Genomic DNA, 14,830 nt, shown 5'->3' with positions numbered 1-14,830 from the left:
GCGCTGACGACTGTGGTGGAAGGTATTTTTGCTGCCTGATCGGAGGTCGGACCAAGCTGGCCCGACCAACCTTGGGAGCCTTATGTGCCCTGCACCTTTTGGATGCGGGCTGGCGCCTCTCGTTGAAGGCACCTTTGCTGCCTTGGCGGAGGTCCGGCCAAATTGGCGTGCCCAACGTCGGCTGTAGGATGCGGGCGTGTCAGATTTTGTAGATGCAATGGAAGCTTTGTCGATGAGCAGGATTTGGTGACGGTGTGTTGAAATCGTTGACCATCGAAACGAGTTCAGGAGCGGCGGGCTGTCATTTGACCAACCTGCGATAAATACAGCTTTCCAAAAGCGAGGGGTAACGAATGAAGGAGCCCTTGGGACGTTTTATCAGCGGGCGGGAGAGCACAGTGGATACCACGCAAGTGGTGGACATTGACGTGAATGAGATTGTCTCGAATCCGTTTCAGCCGCGGACTGTGTTTGATGAGGAAAGTATTGGCGAACTGGCTCGGACCATCCAGACCCATGGCGTGATTCAGCCGATTGTCGTCCGGCGCCGCAACGGCGCATACGAACTGATTGCGGGTGAGCGGCGCTGGCGGGCGGTGAAGCGCTTGGGATGGACGACCATCCCGGCGATTGTCCGGGACATGAATGACGCGCAGACGGCATCTGCAGCGTTGATTGAAAACCTGCAGCGCGAAGGGCTGACGCCAATCGAAGAGGCGGTTGCCTATCAACAGCTGCTGGAGCTTCATGGTTTGACCCAGGAAAGCCTGGCGCAGCGGCTGGGGAAAGGCCAGTCTACGATTGCCAACAAACTGCGGCTGCTCAATTTGCCGGCCGGCGTTCAGGAGGCATTGCTGAATCGCCGTGTGACGGAGCGTCACGCGCGCGCCTTGCTGGCTTTGCCGAGCGAGGAACTTCAGATGAAGCTGCTCGCAGAGACCATTGAGCGGGGTTGGAACGTCAAGCAGTTGGAGGAGCGCGTCAAAGCAACAATTTCGAAGCTGGAGCGGCAGACGCGAGGGCGTCCGAAGAAACGGGGGCTGTCGCGGGATGTCCGATTGGCGGTCAATACCATTCGTCAATCTCTGGACATGATTGAGAAGACGGGTTTTTCAATCCTGTGTGAGGAAAAGGACGAAGAGGATTTCGTCGAGTTCGTCATACGGGTGCCCAAGCATTCGCCGGTGACCAATTGATCGCGGCCGTGATCGGTTGGTTGGCCGTAGTAACCGTGGATGGTTGCAGGAATGGATGCATGGCCGCGTGACCGTTGGCTAGCCGCATGAATCGTTGGTTGGCGGTTTTGCCATACCTTTGTTTCGGTGAAATGGTGCAGGTTCTGGGCATGCGGTGTCTCCGAGTGAGTGTTGAAGTTTTCCAAGGAATAATCCCCCCATTCCCTTGCGTTTTGAAGTACAATGTAGGTTAGCGAAGCGGACGAGCACCGACAGATTCGTCGTCCGCATTACATGTGTGTCTGGGCGCACGGTGTTTAAGGGGGTCCGTTCGGTGGCGAGTGGGCGAATTATCGCAGTCGCTAATCAAAAGGGCGGTGTCGGAAAAACAACAACGGCAGTGAACCTTGGAGCGTGTCTCGCGGACTTAGGCCGCAAGGTCTTGCTGATTGATATTGATCCACAGGGAAACACAACGTCTGGCTTAGGTATCAACAAGGCCGACGTGAAGCACTGTATCTACGATGTGATTATCAATGATGTCCCTGTTGAGGATGCGATTCTGCCAACGCAAGTACAGAATTTGTTCCTGCTGCCAGCCACCATTCAACTCGCCGGCGCTGAGATTGAACTGGTCCCCACGATTTCCAGGGAAGTGCGACTGCGCCGCGCTGTGAATCCGCTGCGCAGCAGGTTTGACTATATCCTGATTGATTGTCCTCCGTCGCTGGGCCTGCTGACGGTCAACGCGTTGACGGCGTCCGATTCGGTGTTGATTCCTATTCAGTGCGAGTATTATGCTCTCGAAGGTTTAAGTCAATTGCTGAACACCATTCGCCTGGTTCAAAAGCATTTGAACACGACACTGGAAGTTGAGGGCGTGTTGTTGACCATGTTGGATGCGCGCACCAACCTGGGTCTGCAAGTGATTGAAGACGTGAAAAAGTTCTTCCGGGACAAGGTATACCGTACAATCATCCCAAGGAATGTACGCCTCAGTGAGGCGCCCAGTCATGGTCGGCCCGTGATTCACTACGACTCGCGGTCCAAGGGCGCTGAGACGTACATGGACCTGGCGAAAGAAGTGATTGGGCTTGTCTAAACGTGCTGCGCTGGGCAAAGGACTGGAGGCGCTGATTCCGCAGTTGAATGTGGATGAGGCAGATGTGGTGTCATCGGTAGAAATCGGCTTGCTTCGACCAAACCCCTATCAACCCCGTCGTGTATTTAACGAGGAGAAGTTGGAAGAACTCAAGGCATCCATTCAGCAGCATGGCATCATCCAGCCGCTGATTGTTCGGAAGAGCTCGGTGCGCGGTTATGACATTGTCGCGGGTGAGCGGCGGTTTCGTGCGGCCCAGATGGCCGGGCTGCACGAGGTTCCAGTTGTGGTGCGCGACTTCAGCGATGTCGAGCTGATGGAAGTCGCGATTATTGAGAACCTGCAGCGCGAAGACCTGAATGCCATCGAAATCGCAGAAGCTTATGCAAATTTAATGGAGAAGTGCCATCTGACGCAAGAACAACTGGCGGAACGGGTGGGGCAGAGCCGGAGTCACGTTGCGAACATGCTGCGGCTGTTGCAACTGCCGGAGGTCGTGCGGGAACATGTTTCACGTGGAACATTGTCGATGGGACACGCGAGAGCGTTGCTGGCCGTGGAGGATAAAGAGGCACAGGTTCAGTTGGCGAGGCGCGCTGCGGCGGAAGAAATGAGCGTCCGCAAGTTGGAGGAAGTGGTCTACAGGCCGAAGACCAATGTTTCACGTGAAACAAAACGACGACCGAACGAATTGGCGTATCGCCGCTATGAAGAACAGTTCCGAAGTGTTCTTGGAACTTCGGTGAAGATTCACCCTGGGAAGAAGCGCGGTAAAATCGAAATCGAGTACTTCTCGGAGGAAGACCTTGACCGGATTCTGCATCTGCTCTCCAGTTCATCTACAGAATAGAGCGGTTGGCGCCGCGGCGGTGCGCTCTCAAGCACAATCAGGCACCCCGTGGCGTGCGCCGTGAGATGAGCTGTGGTTGATTGATGCAGGGTAAGGGCCAAACGGGGACGAATGGTGCGTTTGGTGCGCCGGACCGCGTCACTCACGCGAATCGAACGAGTGATGCGGCGCCGACCAGAGTCGCACGCACGACAGCCGCACCGACCAGAGCCGCACGCCTGGACCTATGCCTGACGCAGGTACTTCGCGAAGCATGCCCGTCGTCCAGCGCTTTGTATCGCTTCATGGATAGCTGAATTTGGCATTTAGAAATGATGGAGAGCGAGCCATACTAATGAAACGGATCGCTCGTCGAGGGCCGCGGCCCGTACGGAAGTCGTCGCGGGCGCACACCGTACATATGAACTTGCAGCTTGATGGATTGACCGGACAGGAGCGGGGAAGAGATGTTTGCCAGTATCCAGCCATATGAAACCACCATCATTCTCGCCGCAGGCGTTGTGGCGTTGATTGCATTGATTTTGGCCGTCAGTGGACTGATTGGACAACGAATCCTGAAACGAAGGTTCAAGAAGTGGCGTACGATTCATGCCACGGCCGACCTGGAGGCCGTGTACGCGCAGACGTTGGAGGCTGTGGAAGAACTCCGGAGTGAATTTGAGACGCTTCAGTCCGAGGTCCAGCGGATGCGCAAACAGCTGCGGCATAAGGTATCGACGCCTCAGGTGATGCGGTATAACGCATTTGCCGAACAGGGAAGCGATTTGAGCTTCTCGATTGCGCTGGTCGACGATGAAGAAAATGGAGTTGTGATCTCGTCGATTTACGGGCGCGAGGAGTCGAGAACGTACGCCAAGCCGATAAAGGGCGCAGTTTCTACCTATCCCCTGACGGCAGAAGAACAAGCGGTCCTGTCGCATGTTGCTGTCACGGAGGAACGTTCAAACGATTGAAGACCATCAGGATACCACGCCTGCTAGCCGGCAGGCATGGTATCCTTTCCTTCGGTTGCGGCGAGTTCCATCGAGGGTACACTCGACAAATCGCTCAGCACGGACCGCTGCACAGCAATTTTGTGTAGACTACGCGAAAGTGCGGCGACCACGACTTCCGACATCCGCATGACGATACCGAGGCGGGTGTTCTGGAGGACAAAGTACTCCATGAATCCGGAAACGTTGACCACGCCAGTGAGGGTATAGTCCCCGAATGCCGGGAGTGACTTCTTGACGCCCGCGCCAGGGCGAAGCGGACCGGGTTCGAGCATGATTTGACCGACGTGATCGAACTTGCCAAGACAAGCGTCCACCGCGAGGATGAGTGGTTTCCCGCGCGATGTCTCATAAATCTCCTGCAGGGTTTGGGCAAGATTGACCGCGTGCACAGGCTCGTCCAAAGTGCCATAGACTTCGACAAACGGCCAGTTGCCGGCGCGTTTCAGTTTTGATCCGACGATAGGTCCAAACGCATCGCCTGTAGAGCGGTCCGTGCCCACGCAGACAATGACCAGCCGGCGTTGACCGGCTGAAAGCAGGATGCGGTCTAGATGGTTCGTCAGCACGTCCACAGCCATTTCATCGTCAAAGGACACTCGCAGATGGGTCGCTGGGGTTGAAGTCCGTCCTTCATCCCTTCTGTTGTCTCTCACGGGAAACCTCCTGCACCGGAATATTCCCAGTATACGTTGACGTACTCTCAACTATACCTGTCTAACTCGAGGGACAGATGCAAGTTTTGGACAGGTTCACTTTGTGGTGGGGAGTGGTCTGGGGTGTTGGATGTCCTGTTGCTGGTGGAGTGGGCCTGGTGCGCGATGCTGCTGCGAGCGAGAGGCTTGCAGCTCGCGGTGCTGTGCAGCGGCGGGGTGGTGGCTTCCACGTACGTGGCTGCGCGGTTGTCCACCTGGATGGCGAAAACCTTCACACCGCCGACGAGTCCCGTGTTCCAGTGGCTGCAATCAAACGTATCGACGCGGCCGGACACCGTTGCTGCGCTGAGTGGGTTTGCACCCGCCCAGGCCGTCGCAGCCGGTGGGCCGTCCTTGCCGCACGTGTTGGCCTTTCACATCCTCCAGGTGCTGTTCTACCTGGCGATTACGGGTGCTGTGTTTCTTTTGTTTGTGATGGTGTGGCACTTCTCGAACGTGTTCTGGGATGCGGACGTGACCGAGGCGACCGATCGCGTCCGCGCCGCGACGACCGTCCTGTCTGTCGGCTGCGGTGCCTATTTGGCAATATTGACAGCCATCTTTCTTGCCAACATTGCCTGGCTGCGCGGACTTCCCTTTCTGGCCTCGGCCACAGCGCATTCCCTGGGGATGCAAGGGGTTGCGGCGCTGATGCACCAGCTGGATGTGCTATAGTATAAGAACTGCTGGAAGTGCGGGAGCGTTTTAAGGATGCCGTTTGGCACGCCCGTCGAGAGGAGGACGCGAAATGCCGGTTCCATTCGAACTTGGGGATGTGCTGCAGTTGAAGAAACCGCATGCGTGCGGCGCCAATCGTTGGAAAGTGATTCGCCTTGGCATGGATATTCGGGTGAAGTGCGAGGAGTGCGGTCACAGCGTCCTCATTCCACGGGCGAGGTTCGAGCGCCTGACGCGAAAGGTCTTAATGCCGGCATCACAAGGTATGCAATCGGTTATGGAGAATCAGCAGGACTAGGGAGGGGGCGCGTCATGGTACGGCATGTGAAAACAGCCTGTCCGCTGGATTGCTGGGATACCTGCAGTATTCTTGCGGAGGTGGAGGACGGACGGGTCGTGCGATTGATGGGCGATCCCAGCCATCCGATTACGCAAGGGACGATTTGCAGCCGCGGCCGCCGTTTGAAAGACCGTCTGTACGCGGAGGACCGCATTGTCCACCCATTGAAACGAAACCAGCACGGATGGGAGCGCATTTCCTGGGACCAGGCGCTCGATGAAATCGCGCACCGCATGCGGGAGACGGTGGCGTCCTACGGGCATCACGCCATTCTGCACGCGTATGACTGGGGCTCTGGGACAGTGCTCAAAAACCTCAATCAGCGTTTCTTCTATCAACTGGGCGGATGTACGGAAACGGTGGGTAGTCTGTGTTGGGATGCGGGCCTGGAAGCGCAGCGGTATGACTTTGGAGAAGCGAGAAGTCACAGCCCGGAAGACCTGTCCAATGCCCGGGCCATCGTGGTGTGGGGACGAAACCTAGCCGTCACCAACATGCACATGGTGCCCTATGTGAAGCGGGCCCAGGCAGCAGGCGCGAAGCTCATCGTGGTGAACCCGCTGCCGACCGATCTCGACGGCCGCGCGGACTTGCGCATTCAACCGCGTCCGGGCACAGACGGGGCGTTGGCGCTGGGTGTGCTGAAGATTTGCCGCGATCACGACTGGCTTGACCATCGCTTTCTGCACAGCCACAGCCACGGGTGGCCCGCGTTCGCGGCATTCCTCGATACGCTCGACCTTACGGATGTTTCACGTGAAACGGACGTGTCGACGGCTGACATGACAGCGTTGGCAGAAATCTATGGTCTGCAGGGTCCGGTGTCGACACTCCTCGGCATTGGCCTGCAGCGTCACGCTGGCGGCGGTAACGCGATTCGAGCCATTGACGCTTTGGCGGCGGCAACCGGGCAGATTGGCGTGCCGGGCGGCGGTGTGAACTACGCAAACCGCGCCATCAAGGCTTACTTTGACCAGCAAGCCCTGAGCGGGCGGGCAGGCGCGAACGTTCGGGCGTTCTTTCGCGGCACGCAGGCGGATGAAATTATCAGTTCCGACCCGCCAATTCAGGTGATGGTCGTGACCCGAACCAATCCAGTCACCCAAGTGCCGGACACGCGCCGTTTGGTGGAGGCCTATCAGCGCATCCCGTGCAAGGTCGTGATCGACCAGTTCATGACGCCGACCGCAGAGTTGGCGGATTACTTCCTGCCATGCACGAATGTCCTGGAAGACGAGGACTTTATGTTTTCGACGATGTGGCATGGCTACGTGACGTACATCGAACAAGCGGTGCAGCCGCGCGGCGAAGCGCTGCCGGAGTGGGAGATTTTTGCCCGGCTTGCGGACCGTCTCGGCTTTGGCGATGCGATGCGCCGGCCGCTGGAAGAATGGCTGTCGGCAGCGATGCGACCGCTGGAGAAGCACGGCATCAGCCTCGAGACGTTTCGGGAACAAGGCACGATTCGCCTGCCCCTCGACGATGTGCCGTGGGCGGATGGAAAATTTTTGACGCCAAGCGGGAAGTTCGAGTTCGTTTCAGATGTGGCGCGCCAGGAAGGGCAGAAGGCGCACGCTGAATATATACCGCCTCATGAACCCTTTACATCCGACGCATCAGTGGATGCCCTGCACCCGTTGACGCTGTTGACGGTGCACCCGAGAACCTCGGAAAACTCCCAGCACCGGGACATGCCGAATGTGCCAGAGATTCCGGTCGTTGAGATTTCTGACGAACTTGCGAAACTGCGGGGTTTGGAGAACGGTGCACTGGCAAAGCTGTGGAATGACCAAGCGGAAATTATGGTGAAGGTGCGGGTTGTGGCGGGCGGCCATCCATGGACTGTGAAGATGGAGTCCGGTTGGTGGGGACAAGGCGTTACTACGAATCATTTTACGAAGACGTATCAAGCAGACTTTGGCAGGCAGACCGCCCAGTATGACTGTACGTGTGAGATCGCGCCAACAACCCGATAATCATCAGTGATTCGTCTGTGTTGTTCAAACAGCACGGCAACCGACTGTCTCGCCGCGTCTCAGGCACAGCTCATGAGCCGCGGCCGTGAATTGGTTCCCCGCTGTCCGTCCACGACTTCGGCGGCGAATCCCTTGGCGACGAGCTTCCGGGCCTTCAGCTTGCGAAGCAGTTTTCTCAGCAACAGTGACACCTCCTTGCATCGTATAGTTTGGCATAAACTGCTGGGTTTATCCATCATGGAATTGAGTCGCTGAAGGGACTGGCGCGGCAAACTTGCGCCGTTTCCTCGCGAGCGCGCGCAGAATCTTACAAAAGCTTCTCATTTTATGCTCGCCGTCATTGTGGGATGCCCACGCATTTTCTATAATGAACTCCGCAGAGATCAGAAAGAGGTGTGTTTCCTTGCCGCTCCAAGCTGGCATTGTCGGACTGCCGAACGTAGGAAAATCAACCCTGTTCAATGCCATCACCCGCGCGGGTGCTGATGCGGCGAACTATCCATTTTGCACGATTGACCCGAACGTGGGCGTGGTCGAAGTCCCTGACCACCGGCTGCAGGGCCTGGCCAACATTGTCCACCCGAAGCGGATTGTCCCGACGACCTTCGAGTTTGTGGACATCGCGGGGCTGGTCGCAGGGGCCAGCAAAGGGGAGGGCCTCGGAAACAAGTTCCTCGGCCATATCCGTGAAGTGGACGCCATCATCCACGTGGTGCGCTGCTTTGAAGACGGCGATGTCACGCACGTTTCTGGATCCGTTTCACCGGAGCGTGACATGGACACGATTGAGCTGGAATTGGTGATGGCGGACCTGGAGTCTGTCCAAAGGCGGCTTGAGCGCACGAAAAAGAACCTCAAGTCGGGGGAGAAGAAGTACGCCGTCGAAGCCGAGGCGCTTGGGAAGCTGGAAGAGGCGCTGAACGAAGGACAGCCCGCCCGGCTGGTCTCCCTGACGGAAGAAGAGCAGGCAGCGGTCAGGGACTTATCGTTGTTGACGGCCAAGCCGCTGTTGTACGTGGCCAACGTGTCCGAATCGGACCTTCAGGATTCGCCGGAGGACCTGCCCCTCGTTCAGGCTGTGCAGAGGCGGGCCGAGCGCGATCGCGCTGAGTTTGTGGTGGTTTCGGCGCAAGTCGAGGCCGAAATTGCTGACCTCGATGACGAAGACCGGGCCGCGTTCCTGGAGGAGATTGGCCTGCGTGAGTCGGGACTGGACCGTTTGATTCGATCTGCCTATCACCTGCTCGGGCTGATTACCTACTTCACGGCCGGTGAGCCTGAAGTCCGGGCGTGGACCATCCGCCGCGGCACGAAGGCGCCGCAGGCTGCAGCCGTAATTCATACTGACTTCGAACGCGGGTTCATTCGCGCGGAAGTCGTGAGTTACGAGGACCTGGTTGCTGCAGGGTCGTACGCCGCTGCTCGGGAGTCCGGAAAACTCCGGTTGGAGGGGAAGGACTACGTCATGCAGGACGGGGACGTCGTACACTTCCGGTTTAACGTCTAGGGACAGGCTTGGTATCCATTGGCTCAAATGATTGTCGGACAAGCCCATTTGTGTTAATATAAATTCTTGGCACGTTTCATCTCGAATCGAGCCATCCTTGCTCTGTACGAACGTGCAGGGCCAACGTCCAGAAGGAGGTGACTCAGGTTGCGCCAATACGAAACGATGTATGTATTGAAGCCCGACCTGGAGCCCGAGCAGACCGCTGAAGTGGTAGCCAAGTATCAATCTCTGGTTACCGAGCACGGCGGACAAATCGACGAGCTTCAGGAAATTGGGAAACGCAGACTCGCATACGAAATTGACCATCAGCGCGAGGGGTACTACGTTTTGATGCAGTACTCGACGGACACGAATTTGACTCAGGAGCTTGAACGCGTCATGAGAATCGACGATGCGATTCTACGTTATCTCACGGTGCGTATAGGCGAATAGATTTCGTCTGGAGGGGTTTTTCATGTTAAACCGGGTGATTCTCATTGGCAGACTGACGCAAGACCCAGAACTGCGGTACACGAACTCCGGAACGGCGGTTGCCTCGTTCTCGCTGGCAGTCGACCGTGCGCGTCCGAACCAGGCTGGTGAACGCGAAACGGACTTCATCAATATCGTAGTCTGGCAAAAGCAGGCGGAGCTTTGCGCACAGTACTTGCACAAAGGACGTTTGGCAGCTGTGGACGGCCGCCTGCAGATTCGAAGCTATGAGAATCGCGAAGGGCAAAAGGTTCGTGTGGCAGAAGTCGTCGCCGAAACGGTGCGTTTTCTCGATCGCGGCGATCGCACTGACAATGCGTTCGCGCAAAGTGCACCGGCGAGCATGCCTGCCGGCGCGCCCATGTCCCGACCCAGACCGGAACCGAAAACCCCTCAGTACGACGATGATCCATTTGCTGACGACAGCCAAATGATCGACATATCGGATGACGACTTGCCATTCTGAACGAGGGGTTTTCCCTCACCCAGAAGGCCGGACGAAAGAGGTGAAACGACATGCCGCGTAAAGGCAGAGGCGGAAAGCGCCGCAAGGTTTGTCAGTTCTGCGTCGACAAGATTGCGCAGGCCGACTACAAGGATACAAACCGCTTGATGAAATTCCTGACCGACCGGGGAAAAATCCTGCCGCGTCGAATTTCCGGGAACTGCGCTCGCCATCAACGTCAAGTCACCGTTGCAATTAAGCGGGCTCGTCAAGTGGCGTTGCTTCCGTATACAACGGAGTAATCGGTTTTACAGGGGGGCACGGAACCACGGTTCCGCGCTCCCTTGTCCTTTTTCATGCACGATGACGCGCGGCGGGAGGATTCTCGCCTCTCCGCGTGGAATAGGTGTGAACTGGATTCGTCGCTGACCGGGATGCTCAGAGACGGCAAAGGGAGGGCAAGACTGTGCCGAACCCGGACCCACACGTTCAAATTGCCCGCAAACTGCAATCGATGGAAACGGCCAAGGTCGAACTGGTTCGCCAGGTGGCAGAAGTCCTTCATGCGATTCAGCGCGGCAGCGAACGCGAAATGACACAGACACTCGGCGGTGTGGTGGCTGTGACCTATTTCCTGGCCCATCAGCTGGGGCTATCGTTCACCGCGGTCGATCGCGCAGCTGCGGAAGGGCTTCCGCGCTCCTTGTTGGTCGATGCCGTCGATGTCGCGGATTTTGAAACCATTCAACGACACCTGGGAACGACGAGGTGACCAAGTTGAACCAGGACACCTCGTACCGCCGCGAGCGGCTGGTTGCCGCTCTGATTTCCTTGATTCTGCTGGGGGTAAGCCTGCTTCCCGGCTTCAACCTGATGATGTTATGGCTGTTTCCGCTCCCGCTCATCATTTTTCACGTGACGGGCGCAAAGCGGGTCTCTACAGTGGTGGCCGTCCTGTTTGCAGGCGGATTTCTTTTATCCGGCTTCGGCTGGAGCGCTGTACTGGTGGCCGTGGCGATGTATTTCCTGAGTTTTGCGATGGGAGACGCGCTGCAAGGGTCAGATTCCCCGTATGCAGCACTGATTACTGGTACGCTTGTGTTCGTCATGCTGGAGCTCGTCTTCCTGGCGTTCCTGCGGTGGGCGGGGATTGACCTGTTTCAGGATTTGTCGCGGCAGATTTCGAATTCAGCTGCGCTCTACCAGGCGTTTCCCGGCGTCGGTCAACAGTCCTTAAATACCTTCGTTCAGCAGGAATTGCAGACGATTCAACTCATGCTCCCGGGCATTCTCTGCATGTTTGCCTTTCTTGCGGCAGCCGTCAATTTGCTGCTCGTCCGGCTTGTGCTGCGGAGGACCTGCAGCTGGCAATCGTTGCTGTTGAATTGGCGCATGCCGTACAGTATCGTTGCTGTGTACATGGTGTCGCTTGCATTCGTCCTGTTTGGCTGGTTTCGTGACTCCTCATTTCTCTGGCCGGCTGCAAACAATGCCATGTTCCTTGGTGGGTTTTTTCTCGGCATTCAGGGCCTTGCCTTCCTGTGGCGTCGTTTGCATGGTCGGCAGTTGGCTTACTTATGGCTGACGCTGCTGATTGGGCTCAGCGCGTTTCTCGGGAACCTGTTTGTTTTGCTCGGCCTCATCGATTCCATGGTGCGAGCGCGACGGGTGTAGGATTTGGCGACAGCATGGACAGATGCTGTTCCATTTGAGCGGAGGTGGATGTCCATGAAAGTGATTTTCTTGAGTGATGTCAAGGGGCAAGGAAAACAAGGAGAAGTCAAGAACGTTTCCGAAGGCTACGCGCGGAACTTTCTGTTTCCAAAAAAGCTTGCCGTCGAGGCGAACGCGGCCAATCTCCAGCAGCTCAACGCCCAAAAACAGGCCGAAGAACGCAAGCAGGCGCAGGAACTCGAACATGCCAGGCAGCTGAAGTCTCAGGTGGAGTCCCTGCGTGTTGTGGTTCGCACGCACGCGGGAGAGGGCGGCCGCCTGTTCGGCGCCATTACCTCCAAGCACATTGGGGATGCGCTGCATGAGCTGGGTGTCGAGATTGACCGCCGTAAAATCGTCTTGTCCGAGCCCATCAAGAGCTTAGGCGGGCACAAGGTGGACATCAAGCTGCATCACGACGTGACCGCGTCCATCACCGTGTTTGTCGAAGCCGATTCGGAAAAACACTGAACCGCTGTGAACATCTGCTGTGTCTGTTGACGAGCGTGTTCATCAAGGGCCAAGCGCGCAGCGCAATGACCGCCAATTCCGCGGGGGCAAGGGGTGCGACAGATGGAAAGTCTTGCGTTTGAGCGGGAGCGTACGGGCGCACAGGATGACCCCGTACTGCGATTGCCGCCGCAGCATATCGAGGCGGAGCAGGCTGTGCTCGGTGCCATGCTCATCTCTTCGGACGCCGCCGCTGAGGCCGCGGAGGCCCTCGAACCAGAGGACTTTTATCGGACGAACCATCAGCTGATTTTTACCGCGATGCGCAATTTGTACGAGCAAGGGCAGCCGGTGGACGTGGTGACGACCACCAGTGCCCTGCAGACGATGGACGGTGCGCTCGATCGCGTCGGCGGGGTCGAGTATGTCGCCACGCTGGCGGCATCCATTCCCACGGCGCAGCACATTGACCAATACATTGAAATCGTCCGGGAGAAGGCGCTGCTCCGCCGCATCATCCAGACCGCGACAGCCATCGCCACCGAAGGATATTCCGGCGAACGCAGCGGGGCGGATGTATTGGCAGATGCGGAACGCCGTATTCTGGAGCTGTCCGCCCACCGCAAGGTTCGCGACTTCACGCATATCGCCGATGTCCTCGAGACGACGTTTGAGCGAATCGAGCAGCTCTTTGAAAACGCTGGCCGTCTGACCGGCGTCGCCACAGGGTATACCGATCTCGACCGAATGACGAGCGGGTTCCAGAAGTCCGACCTGATTATTGTGGCGGCCCGGCCTTCCGTCGGAAAGACGGCGTTTGCTTTGAATATTGCGCAGAACGTCGCGATTCGGGAAGGACAGACGGTGGCCATTTTCAGCCTGGAAATGTCGAAGGACCAGCTGGTGCAGCGCATGTTGTGCGCGGAAGCGTATATTGACGGGCACAAGCTGCGCACAGGCGCCCTGGAGACGGAGGACTGGCCGAGGCTGTCGATGGGGGTCAGCACCCTGGGCAATGCGCCGATTTACATTGATGATACGCCTGGCATCACCGTACCCGAGATGCGCAGCAAGCTGCGGCGTTTGAAGTCGCATGCCGGACTGGGGCTGGTCGTGATCGACTACTTACAGCTGATTCAGGGCCGGCGCGGAAGCGGGGAAAACCGTCAGCAGGAGATTTCCGAGATCTCCAGAATGCTCAAACAGCTGGCACGCGAACTCGAGGTGCCGGTGATTTCGCTGGCGCAGCTCAGCCGTTCTGTCGAACAGCGGCAGGACAAGCGTCCGATGCTGTCGGACATTCGTGAGTCGGGCAGCATTGAGCAGGACGCGGACATTGTCGCGTTTCTCTATCGCGATGATTACTACAATCCGGAGACCGAGAAGAAAAACGTCGTCGAAATTCACATCGGCAAACAACGGAATGGCCCAACGGGTACGGTAGAACTCGTCTTCCTGAAGAACTACAACAAGTTTGTCAACCTGGACAAGAATCATTCGGCATCGTAAATGGAAAATACACGTCCTCATCTCGACCGAAAGACACACCAAAAGATTTTACAAAAACGGAGCCGTCGTCTGCGGAAAAGACGACGGGCCCGTGTCCGGAAGCTGAAGTTCCTGCGAGGCATTCGCACGGCGCGGTTCTGGACCCGCACAGCCATGTGGTTTCTCGTGGCGCTGTGTGTGGCGTTTTGGGCCAAGTTCGCGTTCGTGTACGACATTCCGCCGTATGCCAAGGCGGGCGGGCTGGCCAACGTCTCCGCCTACGTTGCGGTCAAACCCTGGTGGTTCGGCCCGCCGGCGTTTGATGTGGCAAGCTATATGCCAGACCTGGCGACGGGAAGCGACACGCTCAGTCCGTATAACCTGCTGGTCCTGGAGCTTGGTCGTTATGCGTCCATCATCAAGCAGCCGCAGCTGGTGTGGGTGGAACACAGCCAAGGGTGAACGCACGAAGCGGGACGCCCGCAGGGCGGGACCCCCCACTACGCACCCACTACGCGGGGCACCCAGGAACACGCCATGGGGCGGAACTCCATGCACACCTCAAGTGAACCCGTTGCAGTCCTTGATGATGTTGACGACCGTATCCACTTGTTCATCCGGGCAGACCACCGTGAGCAGGTAGTTGCGGCTCAGCGCGCGGTCTGGGTTGCCCGCCATGCTGTAGGCGGCCGGATCGGCAGAGAGCAAAATGCCAACGTCTCTGGAAGATGGGTTCGCGCCCAGGGTCACGGAGGACAGACTGGAGATTTTCCCACTGATGAGGTAAGCATTCTGGGGCGGTGCATCGTCGCTGTATCCGTGAAGTTCGGCTACTTCTGCGGTATCGATGCCGAGAGACTTGACTTGGTCAGCGGCCTTCTGGGCTTCCGGCCGGCTGTAGAACGAGGCCAGGACGGTACGTTCACTCATCGCGCTGCCTCCCTT

The 14,830-nt window shown here is 57.5% G+C and carries 19 protein-coding genes; 16 read left to right on the top strand and 3 right to left on the bottom strand.

All coding sequences use genetic code 11. The annotated features are described in order from the left end of the window. The first annotated feature begins 353 nt into the window (after window positions 1–353). The 4 genes from noc to JI721_RS06205 all read left to right on the top strand — a co-directional run bounded on the left by noc (window position 354) and on the right by JI721_RS06205 (window position 4,080). Window positions 354–1,196 (top strand): nucleoid occlusion protein, encoded by an 843-nt coding sequence (gene noc, locus JI721_RS06220; RefSeq protein WP_274457192.1) that lies wholly within the window; start codon window positions 354–356, stop codon window positions 1,194–1,196. Between the two features lie 313 nt (window positions 1,197–1,509). Next, on the top strand, window positions 1,510–2,277 hold the full coding sequence (locus tag JI721_RS06215; RefSeq protein WP_274457191.1) for a ParA family protein: 768 nt from the start codon (window positions 1,510–1,512) through the stop codon (window positions 2,275–2,277). Then, complete coding sequence (locus JI721_RS06210) at window positions 2,270–3,127, top strand: ParB/RepB/Spo0J family partition protein (RefSeq protein ID WP_274457190.1); 858 nt, start codon at window positions 2,270–2,272, stop codon at window positions 3,125–3,127. Before JI721_RS06215 ends, JI721_RS06210 begins: the two co-directional genes overlap by 8 nt. Before the next feature lie 446 nt (window positions 3,128–3,573). Further along, window positions 3,574–4,080, top strand: coding sequence for a DUF4446 family protein (locus tag JI721_RS06205; RefSeq protein ID WP_274457189.1), 507 nt, complete (start codon window positions 3,574–3,576; stop codon window positions 4,078–4,080). 23 nt (window positions 4,081–4,103) lie between these two features. On the opposite strand, the gene yyaC is transcribed toward JI721_RS06205, so the two are convergent. After that, window positions 4,104–4,775, bottom strand: coding sequence for a spore protease YyaC (yyaC, locus tag JI721_RS06200; RefSeq protein ID WP_274457188.1), 672 nt, complete (start codon window positions 4,773–4,775; stop codon window positions 4,104–4,106). Between the two features lie 123 nt (window positions 4,776–4,898). Here yyaC and JI721_RS06195 point away from each other — a divergent pair, with 123 nt between their 5' ends. From JI721_RS06195 to JI721_RS06185, 3 genes are all read left to right on the top strand, one after another. Then, entirely contained in the window at window positions 4,899–5,489 is a 591-nt protein-coding gene (locus tag JI721_RS06195) for a hypothetical protein (protein WP_274457187.1), read from the top strand. A gap of 73 nt (window positions 5,490–5,562) precedes the next feature. Further along, window positions 5,563–5,790 (top strand): DUF951 domain-containing protein, encoded by a 228-nt coding sequence (locus tag JI721_RS06190; RefSeq protein WP_274457186.1) that lies wholly within the window; start codon window positions 5,563–5,565, stop codon window positions 5,788–5,790. 14 nt (window positions 5,791–5,804) lie between these two features. Continuing rightward, window positions 5,805–7,808 (top strand): molybdopterin-dependent oxidoreductase, encoded by a 2,004-nt coding sequence (locus JI721_RS06185; protein ID WP_274457185.1) that lies wholly within the window; start codon window positions 5,805–5,807, stop codon window positions 7,806–7,808. Window positions 7,809–7,867: 59 nt separating this feature from the next. Here JI721_RS06185 and JI721_RS06180 read toward each other — a convergent pair whose 3' ends face one another. Then, window positions 7,868–7,990 (bottom strand): hypothetical protein, encoded by a 123-nt coding sequence (locus JI721_RS06180; protein ID WP_274457184.1) that lies wholly within the window; start codon window positions 7,988–7,990, stop codon window positions 7,868–7,870. A 221-nt stretch (window positions 7,991–8,211) separates the two neighbouring features. Between JI721_RS06180 and ychF the strand changes: the two genes are divergently transcribed. The 9 genes from ychF to JI721_RS06135 all read left to right on the top strand — a co-directional run bounded on the left by ychF (window position 8,212) and on the right by JI721_RS06135 (window position 14,347). Continuing rightward, a complete protein-coding gene (ychF, locus tag JI721_RS06175; protein ID WP_274457183.1) occupies window positions 8,212–9,315 on the top strand; it encodes a redox-regulated ATPase YchF in 1,104 nt (367 codons plus the stop codon). A 147-nt stretch (window positions 9,316–9,462) separates the two neighbouring features. Next, window positions 9,463–9,750 carry a 30S ribosomal protein S6 gene (gene rpsF / locus JI721_RS06170; RefSeq protein ID WP_274457182.1) on the top strand — a complete coding sequence of 96 codons (288 nt, stop codon included), beginning with the start codon at window positions 9,463–9,465 and terminating at the stop codon, window positions 9,748–9,750. 22 nt (window positions 9,751–9,772) lie between these two features. Beyond that, window positions 9,773–10,255 carry a single-stranded DNA-binding protein gene (ssb, locus tag JI721_RS06165; RefSeq protein ID WP_274457181.1) on the top strand — a complete coding sequence of 161 codons (483 nt, stop codon included), beginning with the start codon at window positions 9,773–9,775 and terminating at the stop codon, window positions 10,253–10,255. A gap of 50 nt (window positions 10,256–10,305) precedes the next feature. After that, on the top strand, window positions 10,306–10,536 hold the full coding sequence (gene rpsR, locus JI721_RS06160; RefSeq protein WP_274457180.1) for a 30S ribosomal protein S18: 231 nt from the start codon (window positions 10,306–10,308) through the stop codon (window positions 10,534–10,536). A gap of 164 nt (window positions 10,537–10,700) precedes the next feature. Continuing rightward, window positions 10,701–11,006 carry a MazG-like family protein gene (locus tag JI721_RS06155; RefSeq protein WP_274457179.1) on the top strand — a complete coding sequence of 102 codons (306 nt, stop codon included), beginning with the start codon at window positions 10,701–10,703 and terminating at the stop codon, window positions 11,004–11,006. Between the two features lie 5 nt (window positions 11,007–11,011). Beyond that, window positions 11,012–11,908 (top strand): DUF2232 domain-containing protein, encoded by an 897-nt coding sequence (locus JI721_RS06150; protein WP_274457178.1) that lies wholly within the window; start codon window positions 11,012–11,014, stop codon window positions 11,906–11,908. Window positions 11,909–11,962: 54 nt separating this feature from the next. Next, window positions 11,963–12,418, top strand: coding sequence for a 50S ribosomal protein L9 (gene rplI / locus JI721_RS06145; RefSeq protein ID WP_274457177.1), 456 nt, complete (start codon window positions 11,963–11,965; stop codon window positions 12,416–12,418). A gap of 102 nt (window positions 12,419–12,520) precedes the next feature. Beyond that, complete coding sequence (gene dnaB / locus JI721_RS06140) at window positions 12,521–13,906, top strand: replicative DNA helicase (protein WP_274457176.1); 1,386 nt, start codon at window positions 12,521–12,523, stop codon at window positions 13,904–13,906. 153 nt (window positions 13,907–14,059) lie between these two features. Next, window positions 14,060–14,347, top strand: coding sequence for a hypothetical protein (locus JI721_RS06135; protein WP_274457175.1), 288 nt, complete (start codon window positions 14,060–14,062; stop codon window positions 14,345–14,347). A 99-nt stretch (window positions 14,348–14,446) separates the two neighbouring features. On the opposite strand, the gene JI721_RS06130 is transcribed toward JI721_RS06135, so the two are convergent. Continuing rightward, window positions 14,447–14,815 carry a hypothetical protein gene (locus JI721_RS06130; protein WP_274457174.1) on the bottom strand — a complete coding sequence of 123 codons (369 nt, stop codon included), beginning with the start codon at window positions 14,813–14,815 and terminating at the stop codon, window positions 14,447–14,449. Window positions 14,816–14,830 lie beyond the last annotated feature (15 nt).

The sequence above is a fragment of the Alicyclobacillus cycloheptanicus genome (genome assembly GCF_028751525.1).
Taxonomy (GTDB): domain Bacteria; phylum Bacillota; class Bacilli; order Alicyclobacillales; family Alicyclobacillaceae; genus Alicyclobacillus_L; species Alicyclobacillus_L cycloheptanicus.
This window is presented reverse-complemented; position numbering and strand designations above follow the sequence as displayed.

What these genes read in the sequence shown, in the direction of transcription:
- dnaB (WP_274457176.1), top strand. Translation starts at nt 12,521, where the DNA reads ATGGAAAGTCTTGCGTTTGAGCGGGAGCGTACGGGCGCACAGGATGAC.
- JI721_RS06205 (WP_274457189.1), top strand. Translation starts at nt 3,574, where the DNA reads ATGTTTGCCAGTATCCAGCCATATGAAACCACCATCATTCTCGCCGCA.
- noc (WP_274457192.1), top strand. Translation starts at nt 354, where the DNA reads ATGAAGGAGCCCTTGGGACGTTTTATCAGCGGGCGGGAGAGCACAGTG.
- JI721_RS06185 (WP_274457185.1), top strand. Translation starts at nt 5,805, where the DNA reads ATGGTACGGCATGTGAAAACAGCCTGTCCGCTGGATTGCTGGGATACC.
- JI721_RS06135 (WP_274457175.1), top strand. Translation starts at nt 14,060, where the DNA reads ATGTGGTTTCTCGTGGCGCTGTGTGTGGCGTTTTGGGCCAAGTTCGCG.
- rpsR (WP_274457180.1), top strand. Translation starts at nt 10,306, where the DNA reads ATGCCGCGTAAAGGCAGAGGCGGAAAGCGCCGCAAGGTTTGTCAGTTC.
- rplI (WP_274457177.1), top strand. Translation starts at nt 11,963, where the DNA reads ATGAAAGTGATTTTCTTGAGTGATGTCAAGGGGCAAGGAAAACAAGGA.
- ssb (WP_274457181.1), top strand. Translation starts at nt 9,773, where the DNA reads ATGTTAAACCGGGTGATTCTCATTGGCAGACTGACGCAAGACCCAGAA.
- JI721_RS06190 (WP_274457186.1), top strand. Translation starts at nt 5,563, where the DNA reads ATGCCGGTTCCATTCGAACTTGGGGATGTGCTGCAGTTGAAGAAACCG.
- JI721_RS06130 (WP_274457174.1), bottom strand. Translation starts at nt 14,815, where the DNA reads ATGAGTGAACGTACCGTCCTGGCCTCGTTCTACAGCCGGCCGGAAGCC.